Origin of the sequence: Bacillus songklensis (assembly GCF_042649685.1) — a bacterium.
In the GTDB taxonomy this organism is placed as follows: domain Bacteria; phylum Bacillota; class Bacilli; order Bacillales; family Bacillaceae_H; genus Bacillus_BA; species Bacillus_BA songklensis.
Genome location: NZ_JBHRZT010000052.1, coordinates 343,815 through 370,628, shown reverse-complemented (window position 1 = coordinate 370,628; position 26,814 = coordinate 343,815). Strand labels below are relative to the sequence as shown.

Genomic DNA, 26,814 nt, shown 5'->3' with positions numbered 1-26,814 from the left:
GCTCCTTATAATTTCCGATGTTTTTTTAGCGCCAATATATTAAGTACCATAAACAGCGCAGAGAATCCAAGTAAAACATATACATCGGGTGCAAAATACTCCCAGCCGTTGCCGCGAATCATAATCTCCCTAAGCGCATCGGCCCCATATGTCAATGGCATAATCACACTGAGTGAGCGGAGCCATTGCGACATGGTATCCAAGTTAAATAATCCTGAAAAGAAGATTTGCGGCACAATCACAAGCGGGATGAATTGAATCATTTGCAGTTCATTATGTGCAAATGACGATAAGAGCGTTCCAAGCGTAAGAGCAGTCATAGCCAATAAAACGGTAATCAACAACACAAATAAAAAAGAGCCCTCCATCACCATTCCGAGGATATGAATAGAGAACCATGAGATAAGCGTGGCTTGAAAAATCGTAAACACGCCAAATCCAACAACATAACCACCGACTATTTCCCATCTCCTAAGCGGGGTAGCCAAAAGACGCTGCAGCGTTCCGCCTGTTCGCTCCCTTAGAAAGGATACACCGGCAATTAGAAAAACAAAAAAGAAGATAAAAAAACCAATCAGGACAGGTCCAAAATGATCGAACAAGGCCATATCTTCTGAACCATGAAGATACGTCGTTTCCATTTTGGGCTGCTGAGTTCTCCCCTCTGCCTTCCCAAAAGCTTTTTGTACAGTAAGTAAAACGGATTTATTTACCGCCGGATCGCTTCCTTCCAGGGTAATATCTGGTCTTTTCATCTCTATATCAACAAAAGCATCGGCTTTTTGCTCTTTTAATTGTTCTATTGCCTCCTCTTTTGTCTCAATGGTCACTTTTGCCTGTTCTTTAAAGGCTTCTTCCGCTATCTGTGCAGCTTTTGGAGAAAGAATGATGGTTGGTTCATACTCATCGCTATTAAATACTAGATTCATGAGAAAAAGAACGAATAACGGGGCAATGAGCAAAAGTCCCAGCGTCCTCTTATCGCGAAAAAACTGCCGAATGATTCGAATCACAATCGCTTTGATCCTCATTTCTGCTCACCTCCAAATACTAAGAAAGCTTCTTCAATGCTGCTTGAACCCGTTTGCCGTTTCAACTCCGATGGCGATCCAACAGCGATTAGCTTTCCATCTCGAATCATTCCGAGGCGCTGACATTTATCTGCCTCATCCATCACATGTGTGGTAACAATAATAGCCGTTCCTTCCTTTCGTAAGTGTTCCAACTCTGTCCAAATGGATTTTCGCAAAACGGGATCAATTCCTACCGTCGGCTCATCCAATACTAGAACTTCCGGTTCATGAAGCAAGGCAATGGCTAACGATAATCGGCGTCTCATCCCTCCTGAATACTGATGAACCGGGACCTTTATATACTCCGCTAAATTTACGAGCCCCATCGTCTGTTGAATTCGCTCCTTTCGCTTCTGCCCCTTTAATCCATAGATGGAAGCAAAAAACTGGAGGTTCTCAAGCGCGGTTAATTCCATGTAAAGGGCATCGGCCTGGGCCATAAAACCAATATGTTTCATCACTTCAAGGTTAGGCATGTTTTCCCCTAATACTTGTATGCTCCCTTGTGACGGTATATCGATACCGGCTATCATTTTTACCAACGTTGTCTTCCCGGCTCCTGACGGCCCAAGCAAGCCTAATATTTCTCCTTTTTTAAGATGCAAGTCAATATCTTCAAGTACTCGTTTTTTCCCAAACTTCTTTGATACATGCTGTACATCTACTAAATAATCGCTTGTCATACTCATCCTCCATTCTTAAAATGAGTGATTACTCACTTATCATATATGATTTCTTTTAAAATCAATAGTGAGTAATCACTCATTTACTAAAATAATTTCTCCCCTGCCTCTTCTCTATAAACATTTAATCAATATTTTGGCCATTGAAACACATATTCTAGAAGATTTGATTCATATTATCTTTGAGCCTTATGCTCTATTTGGAGGTATAAGGCTTAGATCAAAGAAGCGAGGTGTACAATTTTGAAAAAAGGGTTTCATGTTGCAAACCTTTCAGCGGCGGAAAAGGAAAAGCTGCAGAGATTTGAAGAGGAGTTCGGGAAAGTATTAATCGCCTGGGAAAAAGATGAGCTCGATAAACCCGCTAATACCAAAATGTAACTCAAAAAAGCGAAGGTGACTGTTCAATGCAATAAGAGGTTGGCAGACTAAGATCACGACGTCCTGTCCCAATGCCTGCCTTTGTACAGCCTGTACTTTGGAGCTTCTGACCGGGAAACCGTTCTTTGGTTTCAATGGCAGAACACAACTTATACTTTCATATACGAAAAAAGAGACACCGCTCATCCTTTGAAGGTGTCTCCTTTTCATTAAAGGTTTTATGCCTATTGTGATAAGGCTTCTTTTTCGTTATACTTCGCTCAATAATTTTTCCATTTCCGTGAGCTTTTCTTCAAAAACAGCCAGTGCTTCTTTAATAGGCTGTGATGTGGTCATATCCACCCCCGCTTTTTTCAAGACGTTAATCGGATAATCAGAACTTCCCGCTTTTAAGAAACCGATGTAACGCTCTACTGCAGGCTCCCCTTCCTCCAGAATTTGCTTGCTGAGCGCCGCGGCCGCACTAAAGCCTGTGGCATATTGATACACATAATAATTGTAATAGAAATGCGGAATACGTGCCCATTCCAAGCCAATTTCTTCATCAATGTAAAGGCCGTCGCCAAAGTATTTCTTATTTAACTCATAGTAAGTGTTCGTTAATAGTTCTGGTGTTAAAGGTTCTCCATTTTGTGCACGAACATGGATATCATGTTCAAACTCTGCAAACATTGTTTGACGAAACACGGTGCCCCGGAACCCTTCTAGGTAATGGTTCAACAAATATAAACGTTTTTTCGGATCATCGATTGTTTTCAATAAATAGTCATTCAATAACGCCTCATTACATGTTGATGCCACTTCTGCAACGAAAATCGAATAATCACCGTACGGATACGGCTGGGTTTTACGTGTATAATAGCTATGCACTGAGTGTCCGAACTCATGGGCTAATGTAAACAGGTTATTTACATTATCCTGCCAGTTCATTAAAATGTACGGGTGGGTACCATATGTTCCAGAAGAGTAAGCACCGCTTCTTTTCCCTTTGTTTTCATGGATGTCTACCCAACGGTTTTCAAATCCTTCATGCAATACGTTTAAATAATCCTCTCCAAGCGGCGTTAATCCTTTCAAAATGTACTCTTTTGCTTCTTCATACGTCACTTTCATTTTCACATCTTTCACAAGAGGCGTGTACAAATCATACATATGAAGCTCATCTAGACCTAACACTTTTTTGCGCAACTCAACATAGCGATGCAATAAGTGTAAACTCCCATTTACCGTTTTAACAAGATTATCATACACTTCTTCTGGAATGTTATTATTGCTTAAAGCGGCGTGACGTGCCGAATTATAATGGCGCACACGCGCATTAAAATTGTCTTTTTTAACCGTACCGCTTAATGTACTTGCAAATGTATTTTTAAATTTCCCGTATGTTTTATATACCGCCTTGAAGGCTTCCTCGCGCACACGGCGGTCTTCACTTTCTAAAAAGCGAATATAGCGGCCATGTGTAATCTCTACTTCTTCCCCATTTTCATCTTTAATGGATGGAAACTCCAAATCAGCATTGTTCAACATCCCAAACGTATTGCTTGAAGCGCCCAACACCTCAGAGGCCTGCGCTAACAATGTTTCTTCTTCAGTTGACAACACATGAGGACGCTGACGGTTCACTTCGTCCAATGCATGTTCATAAAGTTTCAGCTCTTCTTTTTCCTGTAAAAAGTTTTTCAATTGTTGTTCATCAATGGATAACAATTCAGGTGTCACAAACGAGAGAGAACTTGCCACTTGCGTGTATAATGTTTTGATTCGGTCGTTTAACCCTTGATAAAATGAATTGGTTGTATCCTGGTCATAACGCATATGGGCATATGTATATAAAATGCTCGCCCGTTTCGTTAGCTCATCTTGCGCTTGGAGCGCTTCATATAACATATCCGCTGACTCCCCAAGCTTCCCCTGGTATTTTGCCATATTCGGAATAAGGGCTTTTACCTCTTCAAATTCTTTTTCCCATTCATCATCCGTTGCAAAAATATCTTCTAATTTCCAAGTATCTTCTACTTTGATTTCACTGCGGGCAGGCAGTTTTTTTACGGCGGACTGTTCAGTCATTTCGCTTCCCTCCAATAATCGTTTGGTACATAATTTCGCTAAGCAAGCGGTGATTCCTTTTTTATTGTATGTGGTTGTCTCGAAAGCATTCCCATGCTTTCGAGACAACCACTTGAAATAAACCGGTATAAGATATAGAGCAAAATACAAAGATTTTTATCCCCCGGTTCATTTCAAGGAAAGAGCTATGCCTTTCAAAAACTTTTGGGGCAGTTCCATCTTTCCATTTTTTCCATCGTACAAATTTTCCAGGCGCTTGTCATTTCATTTGCTTTAGCTGCTCAATTAGTTGAGCATCCTCTAAAAAAGCATCACTTGTTGTTTTCGGCAAGGTATAGGGCCTTAGCAGCTGATATCTCTTCTCCTCTATTCTTTTCAGCATCCCTATATCACATAACCTTTCAATATACTCATTTAATGCCGCATATGGATCCTTCATTGGAATCAGGGGCAACTGGCGATATAAAATTTCCTTTTCTTTTATCCTCTTCGAGAAAGAAAAAGCAATCTCATTCCATGTTATCAGATTTCCCGATGTCCTTTTCGAGAACACATCGATCAACACATATGTTTGCCATATACATGCTGGTGTTTCAATTTGATAAAGCATAGGATGAGGAATACCGCCCTCCGAAGGAAAATGAGAAGGGGGAATCCCTTTTTCGTATAAGGTCTTTAAAAAGTGCTCATATCGCCTGTTTCGATAAAGCATGTATGAAAGGCGCCACTTTTTCTTCTTTTGGTTCCATGCATGAAAAAGAGTAGGTGATTTTTCAATTCCTTGTGGAAAGAAGTGATGAAGATTCACATATTGAAGAGGGATCATTTTCACAGAGGCAAATGCCATTTTAGAGGAAAAAGGATAAATGTGCTGTAGTTGGATAAGGTATTGGCTAAATGAACAATAATATAGAAGAAACGGGGCAAAGAAAGGGCTGATACGAAGAAAATTCCATTCAAAGGGAGATAACTCATAAAGGTAATAAGAGACACGTTTTAATCTTTTTGCACCTATAATCCAGATCGGTTTATATCCAGCCCGCTGGTAAGTCAGCGTCCTTTTACAAAGCTGCTCTGTTGAAATGGCTGCACATTGAAACTCGATAGGAATCTCTTCACTTTCTGTTTTTACCAATAAGTCGGGTCTCTGCCGAATGGAAATCAAATAAGGCTCAAGCTCGACCTTATAATCATTTTGGAAAGTCGTAAAAAGTTGCTGTTTCCCAACCAGATGATAATCACTTTCCCCTTTAGACTCTCCCTCACACGTTGTATGTCCCAAATGAGAAAAATGGGGGATTTTTTTATTTCCGATTTTCAGCTTTACTTCTTCTTTACAAATTGGACAATGAAACGTCTCTTCCTTTCTCATCTGCCGCAGCATTTGCCTTGATGGATAAGAGAGAACCGAAACATCCTGCCCTTCAGCGTTTTTCGCTATCAGCATGACACTCACTCCTTTTTTGATGTCATCATGTTAATTCGCGGTTGTTTCGTTTTTTCCTCTTATAAAAAAGTTCAGGACAAATGATTGTCCTAAACCTTCAATCCCTCCTAACGGTCGGGCCGGTAAATCATGGCGATTATCAAAGAAAAAACTACCCCTAAGGGCCCGATAAGTTAAACTGGCCATCAACAGTAGAGTAAAGGCACTGATTGGAGGCACCACCTTATAGTAAAGGAGATAATAATCGGGATGTCGATTCGAATAACCGATAGAAAAAAGCACGCTTTTCAAAGTCCTCTAAACGAATTGCCGCCGAATCCTCCAGGTCCTGCATAAATTCGTACACAAGCTTTTGTGTACTGGATGTACGATACAAGAAAGCATTTACTTCAAAGTTTAAATGAAAACTTCTCATGTCCATATTAGCGGTGCCAATGGATGCCAATTCTTTATCTACGATAACAATTTTACTATGCATAAACCCTTTTTCATATTCGTATATTTTGACACCGGCTTTTAACAGTTCCGGAAAATATGAGCGTGAAGCATAAAAGACAATGCGCTTATCAGGACGCTTGGGTACGAGAAGCCGCACATCAATACCGCTTAATGCTGCCACCTTAAGTGCCGTAAAAATGTCTTCATCAGGGATAAAATACGGAGACGCAATCCAAATAGATTCTTTTGCCGATGTTATCATGGAAAAGAACAAATGCTTGATCACTTGCCATTCACGATCCGGCCCTCCGGCAATCATTTGGACCCCGCCGCAATTTTCTGTATCAATATCGATTAAATCCGGTGACAAATACGTTTGTGTCAGTAATGTTTCTCCAGTCATATAGTACCAGTCTTGAAGGAAAATCAGCTGCAGCGAGCGAACCGCTTCTCCTCTGACTTTTAAATGCGTATCACGCCAAAATCCGAAATGGCGGCTATGTCCCAAATATTCATCGCCAATGTTCAATCCTCCGACAAATCCTATCGTACCATCAATGACAATGATTTTACGGTGATTACGAAAATTCACGGTATTGTTAAAGAAAGGAAGACGGACAGGCAAGAACGGAATCATTTCGACCCCTGCTTCCCGCAGCTCGTTGATATAGTGCTTAGACAAGTTCCAGCAGCCGACTGCATCATATAAAAAACGGACGTATATACCTTCTTGTACTTTCTTAATTAAGATTTCCTTGATTTGTTGCCCGAGATTATCATCACGCACAATGTAATATTCAAGATTAATGTGATGTCTCGCATGTTGAAGGGCTTCTAAAATCGCATCAAAGGTTTCATACCCATTTGTTAAAGCTTGTGTTTCAGAAGCAAATGAAACGGGGCTTTTTCCAAGGCGGTGAGCCAGACGGAACAAGTGGCGCTGGTGCTCTCCCATTTGTTCCAAATGTTCATCTAAAACATCACGGTCTCCTTCTATTTTCAACAATACTTGCTCATCAAGTTTTGCCTTTTTCTCAAACAAGCGCCTTTTTCGAACGTTTCGTCCAAACAGTAAATAGAAGAAAAATCCTACCACTGGAAAACCGCCTAACACGACCAGCCATGTCAACGTCTGAGTTGGGTGACGATTTTCCAGTGAAATCACAAACCCGATAAACACGACACTAATGGTAATTAAAATGCTTAACGCTCCCAGCCACTGGCCAGTCCAATAATTTCTGGTGAAAAATAAAAGAAGCATAATTCCTAATAAAAACAATAATAGCTGTAGTCGATTTTTCACATTCGATTCACCCATCTCCAAATTCTTTCCTCAAATTTTTGGCACCCTGTTATAGCTTAAGTCAATGTAATGAAAAGTCAGACATAAAAAGGGAGCTATATGAATCCACGTTCATTTTTTAATAGTACCTTTTGCTTTTTATCCATGTTCAATTATTTATGTAGATTTATATATTTACTGTCCCCATTTCTCCTTCGTACTTTTAATCCCTCCACATTCTATTTCTATTCACAATAAACTTTATGTTTATTTAAAGATTGTGTTAATTTTTTATAGGCGGGAAAGAGTGTTACTGATCTAGCCCTAAAACTTCATAAGATCATTTTTAATGCAATGGACCTTTTATGAAAAGTACCTGTTTTAAGCTTGCTCAGCGACGAAAAAGTTCTTTGCATTAGATGAGGCTGACTCAAAAGCCTCCCGATGACGGTAATCATCCATTTTTTCTGTGATGGGCCGTCACCGCCATGCTTGATTTTCCTGGATTTTTAATGACGGTCCATCGCAGGAGGGTGTCCCAAAAGTATGTTCTTTGTACTTTTGGGACACCCTCCTCTAAAAACAAACAAAGACCGATTTCAAAAATGAAATCGGCTTTTATTGTTGGGCAAAATATTGTTTAACCTGAGTCAGGGCATTTTCCTTCATGATTTCGTTTCCGTATTCCTGTAAACGATGAATCGTCACCGGCGACTCGTTTCCATACTCAAGCAAAATGCCCAAAATATTATCTAAGTCATGAGTCATCTCATGTTCTTCTTCTTCAAAAAACTCAACATATAAATAATAGCGTCCCTCGAACGAATACAATTGATTCCTTACATCCTCAAGCTCGAGTCGATGGCTAAGAGAGATCACATCTTCAAAATCACGGAAGCGAATGACAAATTGAAGGGAATCATCTTCTGTCTCTAGTTCTCCTTCGTTTTCCTGATTGAACTGCTGATCTAAAATGGATTCGATTCGCTCGTCAACCGGAATATCGATTTTTCTATCTTCCCCGATTGGCACTTCGAATTTCTGTCCATCTTTTGAAAGCTGCGCTCTTGTGACAATTACTTCAATTCCTTTTTCAAGCGCTTGTACTTGTATCCAAAGCGGTCCTTCTACCGCGAATTCTTCTTCTTGATGAATTTCATCCATCATTTCCCAAAACAGCTCTTCACTGCGTTCACGATTGAACCAAATTTCATTACGATCAAAACCGCGGTCTTCTATGTCAATATACGAAACATAAAATTTAACCGTATTCTCGTTAATGCGTTCAATATCCATTAAACTCTCTCCCTTCCTAAAAGTCGGTTAAGGTAATGCGTTGTGGATATTACCTCTACTGCTGAAGGGACTACTCTACCCTCATGTGTAAGCAATATTATACTCACTTTACCCAAAAGTAAAGCAATATACTCATCAGATACAAATTCTATAAGACTTCTCTGTACCTTGTACTTATATTTTATGATAAAATTCATAAGAAGGGAAATAAAAAATCGTTTTTTTAAATCGATACCTGCCATTTCCAAAAATAATCTTGTCTATGTTAGCATATTCTTAAAGTGAATATAAAAACCTAGACTGTAATATTTTAGGGGGATTTTACATTGGATTTAGAACTACTATCAGCCGTCCTGCTTATCATCGGGATTGACATCGTACTTGGAGGAGATAATGCAATCGTCATTGCCCTGGCAAGCCGTAATCTTCCTGAACAGCAGCGCAATAAAGCAATCTTTTTAGGGACAGGCTTAGCTATTGTCGTTCGTATTATATTGACTATTTTAGCTGTTTATTTACTGACTATCCCGTTCTTACAGCTTATTGGCGGACTTTTATTAATTATGATTGCTTTTAAGCTTCTTGTCGACGAAGAGGATGATACATCGAACATCAAAGCGGGAGCTACGTTGGGTGCCGCTGTCAAAACGATTGTATTTGCGGATATCGTCATGGGTCTTGATAATGTCATCGCTGTAGCCGGAGCAGCACATGGAAATATCCTTCTTGTTGTAATCGGATTACTTGTTTCTGTTCCTATTATCATATGGGGCAGTAAAATCATCTTGCACTTTATGGAAAGAGTCCCTTCATTAGTATATATCGGAGCTGGAATTTTAGCCTATACAGCAGGCAAAATGATTACTCATGAAAAGCGATTATTTTTCTTGCTTGAGCAATATCCTCCATTATTATATGCCGTGCCGATCATAACAGTCATCCTTGTATTAGTGAGCGGCTATATTGTCAATCGCGTACGTATGAAAGAGAGCTATCGCTAAGAAAAGCCGAGGCGGTTGTTCAATCACACAGGAAGTTGGCAGACGTGAAACGACTGTACAGCCTGGCTTTCGCAACTGGACCCTTTCAACGTGCAATTTAAATATTCTTATCCAGCAAAAAGCCTTGTCTTTATTGGACAAGGCTTTTTGCTGGACCATAGATGCTTAATTGCCTTTAAATATGAAAAAAGGGAGCGTTGATTGCTCCCTTTTTCATTAATTAGCATTGACTAATCGCTGTGCTTCACGCAATTGGAACGTACGAACTTTACGTGGTAAGAAACGGCGAATTTCGTCTTCGTTATATCCTACTTGAAGACGCTTTTCATCTATAATAATTGGTCGACGTAAAAGACCCGGATTTTGTTGAATTAATTCATATAAATCTTGCAGCGGCATCATATCAAGCTGTACATCTAGTTTTTGGAACGTTTTAGAACGGGTAGAAATAATCTCATCCGTTCCATCCTCAGTCATGCGCAAGATCTCTTTAATTTCATCAATAGAAAGAGGCTCTGAAAAAATATTACGTTCTGTATATGGAATGTCATTCTCTTCTAACCACGCTTTCGCTTTGCGACAAGAAGTACAACTAGGAGATGTATATAAAGTTACCATTTAAACCTTCACTCCTCTTTTAAATAAGTTCATAACATATCGAAAATAGGAACAGCATCATAATTGCTGTATACTACCATATATGCTTGATCAATGCGAATGAAAATCGATATTAGTTTATAATAAATTTAAATAAATAATATCTATTGCGTATTATACTACAAATTCAATCGGAATGATATATTTTTCTAAAAGTCAGAAAAAATTTATTTCTGCCTTCTATGTAATAAATTCTCAATATTTATGTACCACGGTTATACTACGAATAAACCTCTTATTTTGTTTCATAAATTTTTATTTTTTTTCGCTTCCCGAGACGAAGTATTCTTTCAATTCATTAAACGGGGTGACAACTATGAAAAAGCCTTTAACACCGCTCGCTCTCCTTTTATTAATCACCGCATGCGGACCGAAAGAGATCACGACTGAAGACCTGGAAAATAAAGAAATTCCTGTAAAGACCGAGAAGGTTCAACGGGAAGATTTAAGCAATACGGTAAAGCTTTCAGGTATCGCAATCCCGGCCAAACAAATTCCACTGTTCTCCCCTGCGCCTTTAACCGTTAAAAAAATACATAAAAAAGCGGGAGACACAGTCGAAAAAGGAGATTTGCTCCTTTCGCTGGATGAAAGCACAGGAGTCCAGCAGCTGAAGAGCGCCAAGAAAGCCGCCTCCTTCATTAACGAAGCGGTCGCCAAGGCGGAATCGGCACCCCAAGCTCTCAACAGCAAGAAAGACAGCCTTTACAAAAATCAACAAGAGCTCGATAAAGCACTAAAAGAAGCGGAGCAGCAATTAAATCAAGTACAAGCGGGAGAACTCGCTCCTTCTGATGTCCTCAAAGATAGTCTAGATATTGTATTAAAGCAAGCACGACTTGCCCAACAAACATTGACGCAATTTCAATCTGCCCAGAATATGCTGCCACAGTTGAAGCAACAACAGCAACAAGCCAATGAAGCCGTCAATCAGGCAGAAAAATTAGTACACGCGACGAGAATCACATCTCCTATCGATGGGATGGTATCTGAAGTAAGCGTTGTAGAGAATGGAATTACGCCTCCCAACACGCCTGTTGTCACCGTTATTGATCAAAGACAAATCAATTCGACCTTTCAAGTAAATAGCTATGTTGTATCCCAACTCAACAAGGGAAATAAAGGAATAGTAACATTTGATGGAGTAGAACAAGAATTTCAAGCACAAATTACCAGTGTTTCACCGACAGCCAATCCACAAACAGGCTTGTTTACCGTACAAATTCCCATTTCCAATGAAAAGCAGTTCATTAAAGGAGGAATGAAAGCTACGGCAACGGTTACCGTCCGTTCTTTAAAAGATGTACTCGCAATCCCCTCCAGTGCGGTTTTATATGAAAAAAATGAGCCATATGTATTTACTGTGGAAAATAAAAAGGCAGTCAAAACACCTGTTTCATTAGGATTTGAAAGCGATGGGGTATTTCAAGTGTTAGAAGGCTTGGAAAATGGGGATAAAATCGTTGTTGATGGACAAGAACGCTTAAAAAACGGAGATGCGATTCAAGAAAGAAAGAGTGAATAAATGATGAAAATCATCAAACTTTCTGTCGTCAGACCCATTGCCATGGGAATGGTCATTTTATTAATCCTAATTCTTGGGGGCGTCAGTGTCAAAAATATGACCGTGGACTTGTTTCCTGAGCTTACTTTTCCTATAGCCGCCGTGACGGCTACTTATGAGGGAGCTGGTCCTCAAGAAATCGAAAACTTATTGGCAAAGCCACTTGAAAACGCCGTGGGGACAATTCCTAACGTGGAAAGCGTTACTTCCTTCTCAAGAAACGGAGGATTGCTCATTCTTGTTTCCTTCAACTGGGGAACAGATATGGATTTTGCCGCCTTAAAAATGAGGGAAAAAATTGATGCAGCACGTGAATTTTTGCCAAAGCAAGCACCTGCTCCACTAGTCATGCGTTTTGATCCGAGTGATTTACCTATCTTGCAATTGGCTGTCACTGCGGAAAATGAAAAGTTCTCCACTCTAAAAAGAATAGTAGAAGAGGACATTAAGCCGCGTCTTGATGGAATTGATGATGTAGCTTCTGTTTCAATCGAAGGCGGTGCCGATCATGAAATACAAGTGAATTTGGATCCGGAAAAGCTCGCTTCTTATGGCCTGACCACCCAACAGCTGCAGCAAATAATCGAATCTGAAAACATCAACTTGCCGGCAGGAAACATACGGGATCAAAATCAAAACCTGCCTATTCGTGTAACCGGACAATTTGAATCGATCGATGATGTAGCCTCCCTGCCAATACCGACCAACTCGGGTGTTTTATTATTAAAAAATATTGCGGATATTCAAGAAACAGATGAGGAAACAACCCAACTAAGTTATTTGAATGGAAAAGACGCAATTGGAATATCCATTTTAAAACAATCCGGCTCCAATACAATGGAGGTTGCCAAAAAAATTGAAAAGAAGCTGGATGAAACCAACAAGTTGTTACCGGACAATGTCAAAATAGATGTCATCTTTGATCAGAGCCGATTTATTAATCAGTCGATTTCTGCTGTCTCATCTAATATGCTTGTTGGGAGCGGACTTGCAGCGGGCATTTTATATTTATTTTTACGAAACATTCGAAGTACACTTATCATCAGTTTCGCGATTCCATTGTCCATTGTGACGACTTTTGTATTTATGTATTTCAGCGGTCAAACATTAAACTTGTTGACGCTTGGAGGACTGGCATTGGGAATCGGGATGATGGTCGATAATGCCATTGTCATTTTAGAAAATATTTATCGATCACAACAGCTCGGGATGTCTTTAAAGGAAGCAGCGATTAAAGGGACAAAAGAAGTGGGGACAGCCATCATTGCTTCTACATTAACAACCGTCATTGTTTTTTTGCCCATTGTATTCGTAGAAGGATTGGCTGCCCAATTATTTAAACCGCTTGCCTTTGTCGTTTCTTTTTCGCTTCTTGCTTCATTATTTACCGCTCTCATTATCGTACCGCTGTTGTCATCGTTGTTTTTAAAAGTCCAAGAAAAGAAAGAAACATCAGGGACGATATTTGAAACTATAGTAAGGCGATATAAAGCATTGCTTGTTACAGTCCTAAACCATCCGAAAAAGACCATCATGATTGTAGTCAGTGTCCTCCTTCTATCATTGACAGGAATTCCTTTTATCGGGACAGAATTTTTACCTGCACAGGATCAAGGTTTTGTGTCCATCACGGCTAAACTGCCTGAAGGAAGTTCCTTGGATGCCACCTATAAAAAAACGGAAGAAATCAATAACGAAATCAAAGGTATTAAGGAAGTTGATTTACTTTATGTCAAAGTGGGCGGAGCCGCTAACTTTTCCTTTGGAGCAGGCTCCCAAACGAATCAAGCCAACTACAGTATTTTATTAAAGCCGGCCGGAGAACGCTCCCGCTCCGATCTTGAAGTGGCAGAAGAAATTCGCAAGAAACTGAAAAATATCCCCAATATTGAGGCAACTGTTTCGGCAAGTAATTCCGGTTTTTCAACTAGTCCCATCTCTCTTAGTATCACGGGACCTGATTTGAAGGTACTTGAACAAATTGCTAACGAGACTGTGGCGCTCATCTCAAAAATCGACGGGGTGCGTGAGCCAAAATCCAATTACGAAACAGAAAATCCAGAGATTGTTGTAGATATTGATCGTGAAAAAGCAGCTCAATATGGAATTGGCAGTGCTCAAGTTACTTCTTCCATCAACGATGCAACAAAAGGGGTCGTCGCCAGCAGACTTGCACGTAACGGAGAAGAACTGGACATTCGCCTTCTAGTGGAAGGGCGCTTTACATCTTCTATCTCCAGTTTGCAAAACTTGCTGATTAAATCACCGACTGGAGCCACCGTCCCTTTACAAGCAGTTGCCGACATTTCCAGGGGACAAGGCCCTTCCCAAATCGTAAGAACGAATCGATTGCGTGAAATTACAGTACAAGCAGACATTTTAAATCGGGATCTAGGAACGGTGACAGAAGAAATCGATGAGGCCTTAAAAGAGAACATTTCGCTGCCGAACAACCGATATAAAATTACATTCGGCGGTCAAAACGAACAGATGAACGATGCTTTCTATAAACTGTCACTCGCCTTGGCTCTTGCCGTGGTGCTTGTCTATATGGTCATGGCCGGTCAATTCGAATCATTTCTCTATCCGTTTATTATTATGTTTTCTGTTCCATTAACCATTATCGGTGTTGTGTTGGGACTGTTAATTACAGGAGAACCGCTTGGGGTCGGTTCTTTAGTGGGGCTCCTTATTTTGACAGGGATTGTCGTAAATAATGCCATTGTGTTGATCGATTATTTACAGCAATTGAAACAAGAAGGATATGAATTGAAAGAAGCCATCTTAATTGCGGGACCGACAAGGCTACGGCCGATTTTAATGACAACATTAACGACCATTCTAGGGCTCATTCCGTTAACGCTTGGATTCGGGGAAGGAACGGAAGTGCAACAGCCGATGGCGATTGTCATCGTCTTTGGATTGAGTTTGGCGACACTCATTACCCTCATCTTTATCCCAGCCGTTTATTATTTAGTTGAAAGAAGAAGGCAGGAAAAGAGGCTGATTGAGGAGACATAAAGAACATGTCTCCTCAATCAGCCTCCTAAAAATGAACCGTCATTTGGAATTCCTTAAAATTCGAAGGTTCCATAACCATTCATTTTAGTGAAAAGTCTTTCTTCATTTTTTAATTACAGAAACAGCTCAAAGCCTTCTCTAAATATCAGCCAATATATCCCCTTCATCACGGCTTTCATCGAGCGTCAAAACCTTCTCCACAGGCTGGTAAGATTCCCCGTACCATTTCCTATCCTTATATGTGTGAATCATTTCGTATGTTCTTTTCATCCCCTCGAAGATGTTCTCTTCACTCTCTTCCGTTGGCGACCAATATAAAATTTCCATTTGATTAATTTCGTTTGTCGCTAGCGAGCGCCGACGATAGCCGATGGACCGGGCATGTTCAAAGCCTTCTCGTTTATAAAAACGCAATCTTTTTTCCGTATCACTATCCTCATAATCAACTGGCTCCACTTCCAGAATGATCGGTTTGCCTTTTTCCTTAAGTTTCTCGATTAATTGATGACCAAGTCCCTGCCCTCTTGATTGTTTGGACACAAATAAATAATCAATGAATACAAAATCATCCGTTTCGACATACATCAATACATGATAGGGACCTTCATCTTTATGGTAAATATCTCCTCGTTCTCTTAAGAGTGCTTCAATATGCTCCTTCGATTTCATCTCTTCAATCGGAAAATATTGACTCAGTTTTTCGTACCAGCTCATTTCTTCCTCCTCAAAAGGTTTATTTAAAAAGAGGCCAGGGAAAAGAAAACATAACTCCATTTTTACTATCTCCCATCGCTCTTTTTCTAACGCACAGCATACGCACTTTTTCTTTACCCCTAATTTGACACAGTAAAACCTTTTTTTCTGAATAATTAAAAATTAACTCCTTTTTTTGCCTGCTCATTTCACTTACAATAAAGGTAAACAAACAGATGGGGTTGATAAAATGGGAGCATTTGCGTTCGATTTTGTTTTACTGGCTATTTTGATCATTGGTATTACAGCATTGATGGGCGCTATACTGAATGGAATCGGGGAAAATATTTTTGGGGGAAAACAGAAAAATAAGTTTTTTGACCGTTCTGCCCGCACTCAGGCAGGATGGAAACAAGTGGGGGGAAGAAAGTAGAGAAAATTACTCTTAATGGGCCGTCAACCGAAACCCTTGGTATTACTGAGTTTACATAACGGTCTATTTTGAGGGGGGTGACTCAAAATCCTCCTCTTGAGTCACCTTCTTCTTCCCATTACTTAGATTGTGCCTTTTCTTCTTTCTCATCTGAAGAAATTAAATCTTTAGTAGAGTTTTTAAATTCTCTTAACGTACTGCCAAAAGCACGTCCAATTTCAGGCAGCTTGGATGGACCAAATATGATTAAGGCAATAATTAGAATTAGGATTAATCCAGGTACACCGATATTTTGAAACATGGTATCCACTCCTTTCAGCATATGTAAATGTGTTCCTTTTAGCCGGATCATTAATTCACCTGACCGGCCTTTTAATGAAAGTCTCCTAAATCAGTGAATTCCATGGTCTTTTTGATGAATATCCCCCATTCGCATGCCTCCTGGGTACTTTATTCAACGGAAGGCAGCCTTTAATCCATTCATATTAATTCTTTACCTTTTCTCGTTTTTTCTCCATTTGCTTTTCATGGGCGCGGCTATGTGCACGGTTGCGGTCTTCTTCTACTTCACTTGAAATCGCAATACCCTGCGGAACCTCATTGGCCGCTACTTCTATCAGCCCCTTGCCGTCTTTTTTGTAAACAAATGAAGCTCTCGTAGAAATGGCGGCACCTGGCTCTGTAACAAATGGAACAACAAGATAATCGGCTTGCCATTGTTCCGGTGTGACTGTACAGCGGACATAACCACGGTAATCGTTAAAGAATTTGAGATTTGGATTTCGACCTAAGATGCGGTCAGTATCTGCTCTCTTATCGGCTCCGTTGCCGCCGGAAGTAATAGAAGTTCCCACAAACTCTGCCCCTATGATTTTAGAGTTTGGATTATTAAAGTCAGTCATTACATTTGATGCCCAGTTTGCATGAACATCTCCGGTAAGAACAATCATATTATTGATGTTTTTGCTGTCAGCAAAGTCTGTGATGCGCTGGCGTGCGGCCGGATAGCCGTCCCAGGAATCCATGCTGTATGTAGGTGTTGTATCTGTTCCAAACTTCCGCTGTGCAAAGAAAATTTGTTGGGCGAGTACATTCCAGTGAGACTTTGAATTACCGAGATTGCTAAGCAACCATGCCTCCTGCTCTTTTCCAAGAGTGGTGCGGTTTGGATTTAGGGATTCTGCCGTATGTGCTTTCGTCCCGTCACCATTCGCCTGATCATCACGGTATTGGCGGGTATCAAGCACATAGAAAGAAGCTAAATTACCATAAGAGAAATCGCGGTATAATTTCATATCAGCACCATGCGGCAAAGATGTTCTGCGGAGCGGCATGTGCTCGTAATAAGCTTGATAGGCAGCCGCGCGGCGTTTGATAAATGCTTCAACAGACTGACCCTTTTCAGGAATGACATTTGCATAGTTATTTTCGACTTCATGGTCGTCCCATGTTACTACCCACGGAAACGCAGCATGGGCAGCCTTCAGATTCGCATCTGAACGATATTGCGCATGACGGTTTCGGTAATCTTCAAGCGTAATAATTTCCGGACTGCTATGGGTACGAACATTACCGGTTGAGGCAACATATTCATTCGGTCCATATTCATAAATATAGTCACCTAAATGGAAGACGAGGTCGAGTTCTTCTTTAGCCATATGCTCATAAGCCGTATAGTAACCGTGTTCATATTGCTGACAGGAAGCAAAGGCAAATGTCATGCTGGCGATGTTTGCACCGTTTGCTGGAAGTGTTTTTGTTTTTCCTACCGAGCTTAGTTCATAGCCGCATTTAAATCGGTAATAATAAATCTGGTTCGCTTCTAATCCATCTACTTCTACATGAACAGAATGTGCAAGCTCCGGTGTTGCTAATTCAGTTCCCCGTTGTACAACTTGATTAAAATGTTCGTCTTTAGCAATCTCCCATTGAACCGGTACCGTGTGTTGCGGCATTCCTCCGCCATTAAGCGGATCTGGTGCCAGTCTTGTCCACAATACAACACTGTCGGAAAGCGGATCGCCGGAGGCAACACCAAGCGTAAACGGATAGTTTTGAAAACTCGGGGCAGCTTTAACCGCAGATGTCCCCACTCCCATTGACTGGGCGATCGCCAAGCCAAGCGAAAGTCCGGCAATTTTACCGGCTCCCTGAAGAAAGCTGCGGCGATCAAACCTGTTATTTTGAAAGCTATCCTTATTCAATTTCTTAATCCATTCATCCAATGGTCTTTCATCAACCATTTTTTTTCCCCCTCATGAATCAAATATTTACTCCATAGCCCATTATAAGTACGCTTTGTTAATCGATTGTAAATACATGTAAAGGTAAAAATATACACCGAGAGAAAGTAGGAATTTTTTAACAGGACTTTTAAAGTAACAGAAAATGGAGTTATATGAATCCACATAACCTTTTGAGTCTATTCAGGATGCTCAAACAAAGAAACATAAACAGGATAACAAGCGATAGATGATGTTACCGGTCATTCTTCTATTTGCGCCTTTCTGTTTTTTCATCTTGAATGAGCTTACAAAGGTCTTCGTATAAGCGGCTGGCAAGAGCCCGTAAGGGAGATTGGCAGCCGCTTATGCATAAATCATTTGACATAAATCCTTTTTATTTATGTCAAATGATTTATGTGGATTTATATATAAGAACTGAATGAAAGAGAGGCTCGCATTCTTTTGAACATTGACAAAATATCCTAAAATTTATGGTTCTTATGCCCTGATTTTCTTAATATTTTCTTTAAAGAAATGTAACAAAACAAAAAGTTTCCGCTTCTGATATAAAAATCAGATAATAGAGACATAGAACCAGCATGACCTGTTAAAGAACATGCGATGATACCTGGATGACCAGGCTTGATAGAGTTGTTGCACCTAAGCCTCATAACAACGGAATTGAGCCTTTCCACAAATTTTTTATATAATTTTATGAATTTTAACAATAGTATTTAACTATGAAACCAATTATAATTCTATTAACTCACTAAAGCACTACCGTAAAATAGATATAAAAAAACGACCTCCTGCGAGATCGTTTTTCTTTTATTTCTTATTCTCGGCCTTGTACTGGGCAAATTCAGCTTCCGAGCATGAGACAAAATGCCCTGGTGTTATTTCGCGTAATACCGGCTCTTCACCAGCATAATTATGAATACTTGGATCATAGATTTGACGAACACGAGTACGCTCTGAATCTGGATCCGGTTGCGGAATGGCTGAAAGCAGCGCCTTTGTATAAGGGTGAATCGGGTTACGATACAATTCATCGCTTTCCGCTAGTTCCACAATATGACCACGATACATAACACCGATACGATCACTAATATATTTCACCATTGATAAATCATGGGCGATGAATAAATACGTGAGTCCTCTCTCGCGCTGGAGCATCTTCATTAAGTTAACAACCTGCGCTTGAATGGAAACATCAAGGGCCGAAATTGGTTCATCAGCGATGATGAAATCAGGCTCAACCGCTAATGCCCGTGCAATTCCGATACGCTGACGCTGACCGCCAGAGAACTCATGCGGATAGCGGTTTGCATGTTCACGGTTTAAGCCTACTGTTTCTAGAAGTTCGTATACTCGACCCATACGCTCTTCTTTCGATTTGGCAAGACCGTGAATATCAATCCCCTCTGCGATAATGTCAGCCACTGTCATACGGGGGTTTAACGATGCATAAGGATCCTGGAAAATCATTTGCATTTTGCGATTGAACTTTTTGCGATCCGCTTTTGATTTTTTTCCATGGACATTTTCACCGTCAAAAATCACTTCTCCGGAAGTAGCATTATACAAGCCAATGATGGTACGGCCTGTCGTGGATTTACCGCAGCCTGACTCTCCTACAAGACCGAGAGTTTCTCCCTTGAAGATGTCGAAGGTCAGACCATCTACCGCTTTAATAACATTGCCTTTTCCGGTATTAAAGTGTTGCTTTAAATCTCTGATTTCAAGTAACTTTTGGCGTTCTGCCATCTTATTCACCGTCCTTTGCCAAAACAGGTTTCGCATAAGAAGTTGCCAACTGACGCATACGGCGTTTTACTGATTCCGGCGGTTCTACCTTTGGAGCATCAGGGTGCAGCAGCCATGTTTTAGCATAATGTGTATCTGATACTCTAAACATTGGCGGTTCTTGCTCAAAGTCGATTTTCATCGCATACGGGTTACGCGGCGCAAACGCATCGCCTTTTGGAGGATTTGTTAAGTCAGGAGGCGAGCCAGGGATTGCCGCAAGCTCTTCTTTTGTATCATGATCCAGACTAGGCATAGACGCCAATAATCCCCATGTGTAAGGATGTTTAGGGTTATAGAAAATTTCATCGACTGTTCCCATTTCAACTATTTGTCCTGCATACATCACGGCTACGCGATCCGCGACATTTGCAACAACACCTAAATCATGTGTGATGAAAATAATGGACGTGCCCATTTTTTTCTGAAGCTCTTTCATTAACTCAAGAATTTGTGCTTGAATCGTTACATCCAAAGCAGTTGTCGGCTCATCCGCAATTAACAGCTTCGGATTGGAAGCGAGCGCAATCGCGATCATAACCCGTTGTCTCATACCGCCTGAAAATTCATGAGGATATTGATTCACACGCTTTTCCGCCATTGGGATTCCAACTAATTTCAATAATTCTATTGCACGATCTTTGGCACTTGCCTTAGACATATTTTGATGTTTAATCAGCACCTCCATAATTTGCTGTCCAACCTTCATCGTCGGGTTTAACGATGTCATCGGATCCTGGAAAATCATCCCGATATCTTTACCGCGAATGTGTTCCATTTCTTTATCCGTCTTTTGCACAAGGTCCTGACCGTTGAAAATGATTTGACCATTCGTGATTTTACCAGGAGGCATTGGAATTAAGCGCATGATGGTTTGCGAAGTTACACTTTTTCCCGATCCAGATTCGCCCACAATCGCAAGTGTTTCTCCTTTATTCAAGTGAAAGTTTACACCGCGAACCGCTTTTACCTCTCCAGCATATGTTTGGAATGTAACTTCCAAATCATTGACTTGTAATAAACGCTCCATCTCTTTCTCACTCCCTTATTTACGCAATCTTGGATCTAATGCGTCACGTAAACCATCACCGATTACGTTAAATGCGAAAATTGTTAAACAGATAAATGTTGCCGGGAAGAATAAGCGCCATGGATAGTACTGCAATGCCGGCAAACCTTCAGATGCCATTGTTCCCCAGCTTGCTAATGGGGCAGGTACCCCTAATCCTAAATAACTCAAGAACGCTTCAGTAAAGATGGCATTTGGAATGGTCAATGTCATCGTAACTAGAATAGGACCCATTGCATTTGGAATTAAGTGTTTAAATAAAATTCGCTTTGTATCTGCCCCCAGTGTTTGGGATGCCAATACATACTCTTGGTTTTTCAACTGTAAAACTTGTCCGCGGACAATACGTGCCATGTTAATCCAGCCTGTAATGGTCATTGCTAAAATCATCGTTCCCAGACCTTGGTCCAGTACAACCATTAATAAGATAACAAGCAATAAATAGGGTACGCCCCATAAAATGTCGGCAAAGCGCATCATTGCTTCATCCGTGCGACCGCCGCGGTAGCCGGCAATGCTTCCCCATATAACCCCGATAAATAAGTCGATGAGTGCCGCTGATAAACCGATGAATAAGGAGATGCGGGCACCCACCCAAGTACGGGCAAATACATCCCGGCCCAATTCATCTGTACCAAACCAGTGCTTTTCCGAAGGTGCCTGGTTAGAACTCATCAAATCATTGGTTGCATAATCAAACTTAGTCATCATGGGACCAAAAATCGCCATAAAGACGAGCAAGACAAGCAGTACAACACCAAACATCGCTAATTTGTTCTCACGAAAACGCATTGTAACGTCTTTCCAAAATGAAAGACTGGGCTTTGAAATTCTTTCTGCTTCCTTAAGATCAATCGTTGCGGGCTGAAACATTTCTTTTGAAATTCGCTGCATCTGTTACTCTCCTTTCTTTCCGCCTGCTAGCTTAATTCGTGGATCAATCAATCCGTATGCGATGTCTACAAGCAGAATACATAAAAGCAACAAAATACTGTAAAACACCGTTACACCCATGATTGTTGTATAGTCACGGTTTGAAATACTTAAAACGAAATGAGATCCTAATCCGGGAATCCCGAAAATTTTCTCGATAACGAAACTACCTGTTAAAACGCCGGCAGCTAAAGGACCAAGATAAGAGACAACAGGCAGCATTGCATTGCGGACCGCATGTTTAACCGTAATAACCGGTCTGCTTAGCCCTTTTGCTTTAGCTGTTTTAATATAATCATTGCTTAACACTTCAAGCATGCTCGAACGCGTTAGCCGGGCGATAAACGCCATTGGCGTTGAAGCAAGAGCCAGGGCCGGCAAAACCGTATGAGCCCATGATTCCCAGCGTGCAACCGGGAACAAACCTAGTTTCATAGCTAAAAAGTATTGCAGGGCAGCCGCCATAATAAAGCTGGGTACCGAAATTCCGAGAACCGCAATAATCATAGCCGTATAATCTTGCCATTTGTTATGATTCAATGCTGCAATTACGCCCAGTAAGATGCCAATGGCAACCGCTAGAAGAATTGCTTCCATACCTAACATAAAGGATACAGGGAAGCCATCGTTAATTAAGTCATTGACTGTTTGTCCTTTATATTTAAATGATGGGCCGAAATCCCACTGAGCGATTGAAACAAGATAGTCGCCATATTGCTGATACCAAGGTTGATCCAATCCGTAATATGCATTCAAGTTTTTCTCGATTTCCGGCGGCAGCTGTTTCTCTGAGGTAAAAGGCCCTCCCGGAGCTGCTCTCATTAAGAAAAACGTTGCTGTAATAATTAAGAATAACGAGAGAAGCATATACAGCAAACGTTTACCAATGTATTTAAGCATAAATAACACCCCCATAATTTAACAAATGTAGCTTATCAGAAAGAAAAGTATATGGGGATTTCCCCATATACCTTTCCTTAGTTAATCAGTGTGTTTTTTAAATATTATAGGTATTTATTTTATTCAAAATAAGCCCATTTGAATTGAACATCACCAAGACCAGATACTACTACACCTTTTAAGTTGTCTACTTGTACCCAAGCATTTGTATAGAAGTAGATTGGAATGATTGGCATATCTCTAATTAAGATTTCTTCAGCTTTTTTCAACATTTCTTCACGTTTTTGAGGATCTTGTTGTTTTGCTGAATCAAGCAACAACTGTTTGTATTCTGGATCTTCCCAGTTTGTATCATTATTTCCGCCTTCTTTTTCACGGTAAAGCTCTAAGAAGTTAATCGGATCATTAAAATCACCTAACCAGCCTAAACGACCGATTTGGTAGTTACCTTTGTGTAACTTGTCAATATAAACTGCCCATTCGGTATTCTCAAGCTTCACATTGATGCCTAAATTTTTCTTCCACATATCTTGAACTGCCTGTGCAATTTTCGCATGCTTGTCATCCGTGTTATAGGAAAGTTTGATTTCTGGCAATTCGGAAACATCTTTTAAGCCCATTTCATCAAGAGCTTTTTGCAAATATTCTTTTGCTTTTTTTACATCATTATCTTTAAAATAGCCTTTTTCGTTCTCAGGGAACATAGTTGGCGGTACGTTTGCCATCGCCGGAATTGAACCGTCTTTTGTAATGTTTTCAGTAATACCTTTACGATCGATTGCATAAGCTAATGCTTTGCGAAGATTTAGATTATCCATCGGCTTCGCTTCAGTGTTAATTTTATACCAATAAACACCTGCAATTGGTTGGATTTTTAACGTCTTATCGGATTGCAACTGTGGAATTGCTTCAACTGGCAATTGACCTGTCGGCATACCAGCCCAGTCTAACTCGCCGTTTTGATACATCGATAACTCGGTGTTATTTTCGTTAACCATTGCCATATCGATTTTCTCAAGTTTTACGCTGTCTTTATCCCAGTAGTTTTCGTTTTTCTCAAGGATGATTTTATTGTTATGCGCCCATTCAACCATTTTGAATGGTCCGTTAGAAGTATAGTTTTCACCGGCATTTGTATACCATTTTTCATTTGCTTGCGCAATTTTGCTGTTAACAGGGAAGTACGTATAGAATGCTGTTAACTCTAAGAAAAACGGAGTTGGGTTTTCAAGAGTTACCTCTAAAGTTTTATCGTCAACCACTTTAATGCCTACTTGATCAAGAGATCCTTTTTTCTCATTTGCTGCTTGTGCACCTTTAATATAGTAAAGCTGATAAGCATATTGAGATTCATGGGCTGGATCTAATGCCCATTTCCAAGCATATTCAAAGTCCTTTGCAGTTACAGGATCACCGTTAGACCATTTTGCATCTTGACGGATTTTAAATGTATACTTGGCACCATTTTCACTTACTTGTACATCTTCTGCCATCGCATTTTCAGGTTTCCCGTCTTTGTTGATACGAGTTAAGCCTTCAAAAGTTTGTAATAACACGTTAGAAGATACTGAATCGTTTGCCAATCCTGGATGTAATGAGAATGGCTCAGTCTTGATATTTACACGAAGTTCTTGCTTTGCAGCAGAATCGCCGCCTTTGCTTCCGCCTTCTTTTTCGCCTGGGCTTGCAGTCTCTTTATTGAAACCGCACGCAGACAAGAAAAGAGAGAATACTAGAAGCAAGCTGAACAAAGTTGCTAATCTTTTCCTCATTTCTTTACCCCCTAAAATAGTTGAGTTGTAACTTAAATAAACTTTTCACTTTCTTACACCCATTAACTTTTTCAATTAAAAAAACTATCTTTATTTGTAGAATTATCAGAAAATTTTATTTGATAGACTACTAAAAGAAAGTGATGCATAAAAAAGATCACCCTCTACACTTGATTCGACCACTGAATATGTTCTCCCGCTCTATAAACATATGTATCAAATGGAGAAGATATCTTTCTTATTACAAATATTACTTTTAAGTTTTTTCTGAAAAGTTAAGGAAGTGTAAATAATTTGTAAAAAATTTATTTGTTACTGTTTATTATAAATAGTTTAAAAATTTATTGCAATACTAATTCTTAGATGTATTTTCTAGTGAATTTCTAGTGAATTAGACCTGAATGTCTTCTCCACTTGCACAAAAATCCTTTTGTGATAGATATTGCAATAATATTTTGAAAAATATATCATATTTTGTCGATTTTGAAAATATATTTTTTTTGTATATTAATACTTTAATGTGATAATGTTGCATTTTCATTTTGCAGCGATATAATAAGATTTAGAAACCATTATAAAGAAGCAATGAAGAAGAAGAGTACATATGATGATGATTTCTCAGAGAGTTTGTGGATGGTGAAAACAAACATTCATCTGTATGGAATGGGCTTTGGAGCTTTCAAGTAAAATGCTTGAACGTGTTTTCGGCGTTAACGAAACTCATGCTTTTGCGCAGGCATGAACAGAGCGATTTTGAGATTAATTCAAAATAACTAGGGTGGTAACGCGGTCCATTCGTCCCTAAACTTTTTAGGAGACGAATGGACCTTTTATTTTCTAAACATTTTATTGAAATAAAAATGATGAAAGGATGATAATCATGCAAACGATTTTTTCTGGTATTCAGCCAAGCGGTACGATTACACTTGGAAACTACATTGGAGCGATGAAACAGTTTGTAGAGTTGCAAAATGATTACAACTGTTACTTTTGCATTGTTGATGAACACGCGATTACCGTTCCTCAAGACCGCTTACAACTTCGTAAAAACATTCGCAGTTTGGCGGCACTTTATGTAGCAGTAGGAATTGATCCTGCCAAATCTACATTGTTCATTCAATCCGAAGTTCCCGCTCATACAGAAGCGGGATGGTTGCTTCAATGCGTTGCTTATATTGGCGAACTTGAACGCATGACACAATTTAAAGATAAGTCAGCAGGCAAAGAAGCAGTATCCGCCGGTTTATTAACATACCCGCCATTAATGGCCGCTGATATTTTACTGTATGGTACAGATATCGTTCCTGTTGGAGAAGATCAAAAACAACATCTTGAGTTAACGCGCGACCTTGCGGAACGTTTTAACAAAAAATATAACGATATTTTTACAATCCCTGAAGTGCGTATTCCAAAAGTCGGCGCCCGTATCATGTCGCTGCAGGATCCAATGAAAAAGATGAGTAAATCCGATCCGAATCAAAAGGCGTTCATTACCATGCTTGATGATGCCAAAACAATTGAAAAGAAAATCAAGAGTGCCGTAACAGACTCAGAAGGAATTGTTCGCTTCGACAAGGAAAACAAGCCGGGTGTCTCCAACTTACTAGGTATCTACTCTATCCTTGGTAACAAATCGATAGAAGAAATTGAAGCAATGTATGAAGGGAAAGGCTACGGAGAGTTTAAAACGGATGTAGCAGAAGTAGTGGTAAATGCCCTTGCTCCAATTCAAGAGACTTATTATGAGCTGATTGATTCTACACAACTGGATGATATCTTAGATGAAGGTGCAGAACGTGCCAACCAAACGGCAAGCAAAATGCTCCGTAAAATGAAAAATGCAATGGGCTTAGGCCGTAAAAAATAAGAAGAAAGGGTTCGTTTATCCTTTCTTCTTAACTAAAAGCCTATATTAAAGAACAAGGTTGCCATTTACTATTTTGGGCCCATTCGTTCGAAATGTCCCTTTCCTTTAAATGAGCTCAAATTCAATAATAGGCTAACCTGGGTAATAAAAAAAGGGGGTGACTCAAAAGGAGAAAAATCGCCCCTTTTGAGTCACCCCACGCA

21 protein-coding genes and 1 other annotated feature are annotated in these 26,814 nt (G+C 40.0%); of the genes, 6 read left to right on the top strand and 15 right to left on the bottom strand.

The window, feature by feature from the left end; genetic code table 11:
* Positions 1-5 precede the first annotated feature (5 nt).
* Complete coding sequence (locus ACFOU2_RS13145) at positions 6-1,031, bottom strand: ABC transporter permease (RefSeq protein WP_377915831.1); 1,026 nt, start codon at positions 1,029-1,031, stop codon at positions 6-8.
* Positions 1,028-1,756, bottom strand: a complete 729-nt coding sequence (locus ACFOU2_RS13140) for an ABC transporter ATP-binding protein (protein ID WP_377915830.1) — start codon at positions 1,754-1,756, stop codon at positions 1,028-1,030. Before ACFOU2_RS13140 ends, ACFOU2_RS13145 begins: the two co-directional genes overlap by 4 nt.
* Positions 1,757-1,999: 243 nt before the next feature.
* On the opposite strand from ACFOU2_RS13140, the gene ACFOU2_RS13135 reads away from it, so the two are divergent.
* Positions 2,000-2,137 (top strand): hypothetical protein, encoded by a 138-nt coding sequence (locus ACFOU2_RS13135; protein WP_377915828.1) that lies wholly within the window; start codon positions 2,000-2,002, stop codon positions 2,135-2,137.
* Between the two features lie 249 nt (positions 2,138-2,386).
* On the opposite strand, the gene pepF is transcribed toward ACFOU2_RS13135, so the two are convergent.
* The 4 genes from pepF to mecA form a co-directional block, all read right to left on the bottom strand.
* Positions 2,387-4,207 (bottom strand): oligoendopeptidase F, encoded by a 1,821-nt coding sequence (gene pepF, locus ACFOU2_RS13130; protein WP_377915826.1) that lies wholly within the window; start codon positions 4,205-4,207, stop codon positions 2,387-2,389.
* 259 nt (positions 4,208-4,466) lie between these two features.
* A complete protein-coding gene (locus ACFOU2_RS13125) occupies positions 4,467-5,654 on the bottom strand; it encodes a competence protein CoiA (protein WP_377915824.1) in 1,188 nt (395 codons plus the stop codon).
* Between the two features lie 223 nt (positions 5,655-5,877).
* Positions 5,878-7,395, bottom strand: a complete 1,518-nt coding sequence (cls, locus tag ACFOU2_RS13120) for a cardiolipin synthase (RefSeq protein ID WP_377915822.1) — start codon at positions 7,393-7,395, stop codon at positions 5,878-5,880.
* A 597-nt stretch (positions 7,396-7,992) separates the two neighbouring features.
* Complete coding sequence (gene mecA / locus ACFOU2_RS13115) at positions 7,993-8,670, bottom strand: adaptor protein MecA (RefSeq protein ID WP_377915820.1); 678 nt, start codon at positions 8,668-8,670, stop codon at positions 7,993-7,995.
* Between the two features lie 326 nt (positions 8,671-8,996).
* On the opposite strand from mecA, the gene ACFOU2_RS13110 reads away from it, so the two are divergent.
* On the top strand, positions 8,997-9,671 hold the full coding sequence (locus tag ACFOU2_RS13110; RefSeq protein ID WP_377915818.1) for a TerC family protein: 675 nt from the start codon (positions 8,997-8,999) through the stop codon (positions 9,669-9,671).
* A gap of 216 nt (positions 9,672-9,887) precedes the next feature.
* Here the strand turns inward: ACFOU2_RS13110 and spxA are convergent, their stop codons facing one another.
* The gene (gene spxA / locus ACFOU2_RS13105; protein WP_377915816.1) at positions 9,888-10,289 is read right to left on the bottom strand and encodes a transcriptional regulator SpxA; all 402 of its coding nucleotides are present in this window, start codon (positions 10,287-10,289) and stop codon (positions 9,888-9,890) included.
* 355 nt (positions 10,290-10,644) lie between these two features.
* Here spxA and ACFOU2_RS13100 point away from each other — a divergent pair, with 355 nt between their 5' ends.
* Complete coding sequence (locus ACFOU2_RS13100; protein WP_377915814.1) at positions 10,645-11,853, top strand: efflux RND transporter periplasmic adaptor subunit; 1,209 nt, start codon at positions 10,645-10,647, stop codon at positions 11,851-11,853.
* A gap of 3 nt (positions 11,854-11,856) precedes the next feature.
* A complete protein-coding gene (locus tag ACFOU2_RS13095) occupies positions 11,857-14,913 on the top strand; it encodes an efflux RND transporter permease subunit (RefSeq protein WP_377915812.1) in 3,057 nt (1,018 codons plus the stop codon).
* Positions 14,914-15,051: 138 nt separating this feature from the next.
* Here ACFOU2_RS13095 and ACFOU2_RS13090 read toward each other — a convergent pair whose 3' ends face one another.
* Positions 15,052-15,627 (bottom strand): GNAT family N-acetyltransferase, encoded by a 576-nt coding sequence (locus ACFOU2_RS13090; RefSeq protein WP_377915810.1) that lies wholly within the window; start codon positions 15,625-15,627, stop codon positions 15,052-15,054.
* 229 nt (positions 15,628-15,856) lie between these two features.
* On the opposite strand from ACFOU2_RS13090, the gene ACFOU2_RS13085 reads away from it, so the two are divergent.
* Positions 15,857-16,039 carry a hypothetical protein gene (locus ACFOU2_RS13085; protein ID WP_377915808.1) on the top strand — a complete coding sequence of 61 codons (183 nt, stop codon included), beginning with the start codon at positions 15,857-15,859 and terminating at the stop codon, positions 16,037-16,039.
* Between the two features lie 118 nt (positions 16,040-16,157).
* Here ACFOU2_RS13085 and ACFOU2_RS13080 read toward each other — a convergent pair whose 3' ends face one another.
* From ACFOU2_RS13080 to ACFOU2_RS13050, 7 genes are all read right to left on the bottom strand, one after another.
* On the bottom strand, positions 16,158-16,340 hold the full coding sequence (locus tag ACFOU2_RS13080) for a twin-arginine translocase TatA/TatE family subunit (RefSeq protein WP_377915806.1): 183 nt from the start codon (positions 16,338-16,340) through the stop codon (positions 16,158-16,160).
* 184 nt (positions 16,341-16,524) lie between these two features.
* A complete protein-coding gene (locus tag ACFOU2_RS13075) occupies positions 16,525-18,282 on the bottom strand; it encodes an alkaline phosphatase D family protein (RefSeq protein ID WP_377915804.1) in 1,758 nt (585 codons plus the stop codon).
* A gap of 810 nt (positions 18,283-19,092) precedes the next feature.
* Entirely contained in the window at positions 19,093-20,031 is a 939-nt protein-coding gene (locus tag ACFOU2_RS13070) for an ABC transporter ATP-binding protein (protein ID WP_377915802.1), read from the bottom strand.
* Between the two features lies 1 nt (position 20,032).
* The gene (locus ACFOU2_RS13065; RefSeq protein WP_377915800.1) at positions 20,033-21,100 is read right to left on the bottom strand and encodes an ABC transporter ATP-binding protein; all 1,068 of its coding nucleotides are present in this window, start codon (positions 21,098-21,100) and stop codon (positions 20,033-20,035) included.
* 15 nt (positions 21,101-21,115) lie between these two features.
* On the bottom strand, positions 21,116-22,033 hold the full coding sequence (locus ACFOU2_RS13060; protein ID WP_377915798.1) for an ABC transporter permease: 918 nt from the start codon (positions 22,031-22,033) through the stop codon (positions 21,116-21,118).
* Positions 22,034-22,036: 3 nt separating this feature from the next.
* Positions 22,037-22,972, bottom strand: a complete 936-nt coding sequence (locus tag ACFOU2_RS13055; RefSeq protein ID WP_377915796.1) for an ABC transporter permease — start codon at positions 22,970-22,972, stop codon at positions 22,037-22,039.
* Between the two features lie 119 nt (positions 22,973-23,091).
* A complete protein-coding gene (locus ACFOU2_RS13050) occupies positions 23,092-24,744 on the bottom strand; it encodes a peptide ABC transporter substrate-binding protein (protein ID WP_377915794.1) in 1,653 nt (550 codons plus the stop codon).
* A 576-nt stretch (positions 24,745-25,320) separates the two neighbouring features.
* Positions 25,321-25,550 (top strand) — a binding site (T-box leader).
* Between the two features lie 71 nt (positions 25,551-25,621).
* On the opposite strand from ACFOU2_RS13050, the gene trpS reads away from it, so the two are divergent.
* The gene (gene trpS / locus ACFOU2_RS13045) at positions 25,622-26,611 is read left to right on the top strand and encodes a tryptophan--tRNA ligase (protein ID WP_377916390.1); all 990 of its coding nucleotides are present in this window, start codon (positions 25,622-25,624) and stop codon (positions 26,609-26,611) included.
* The last annotated feature ends 203 nt before the right edge of the window (positions 26,612-26,814 follow it).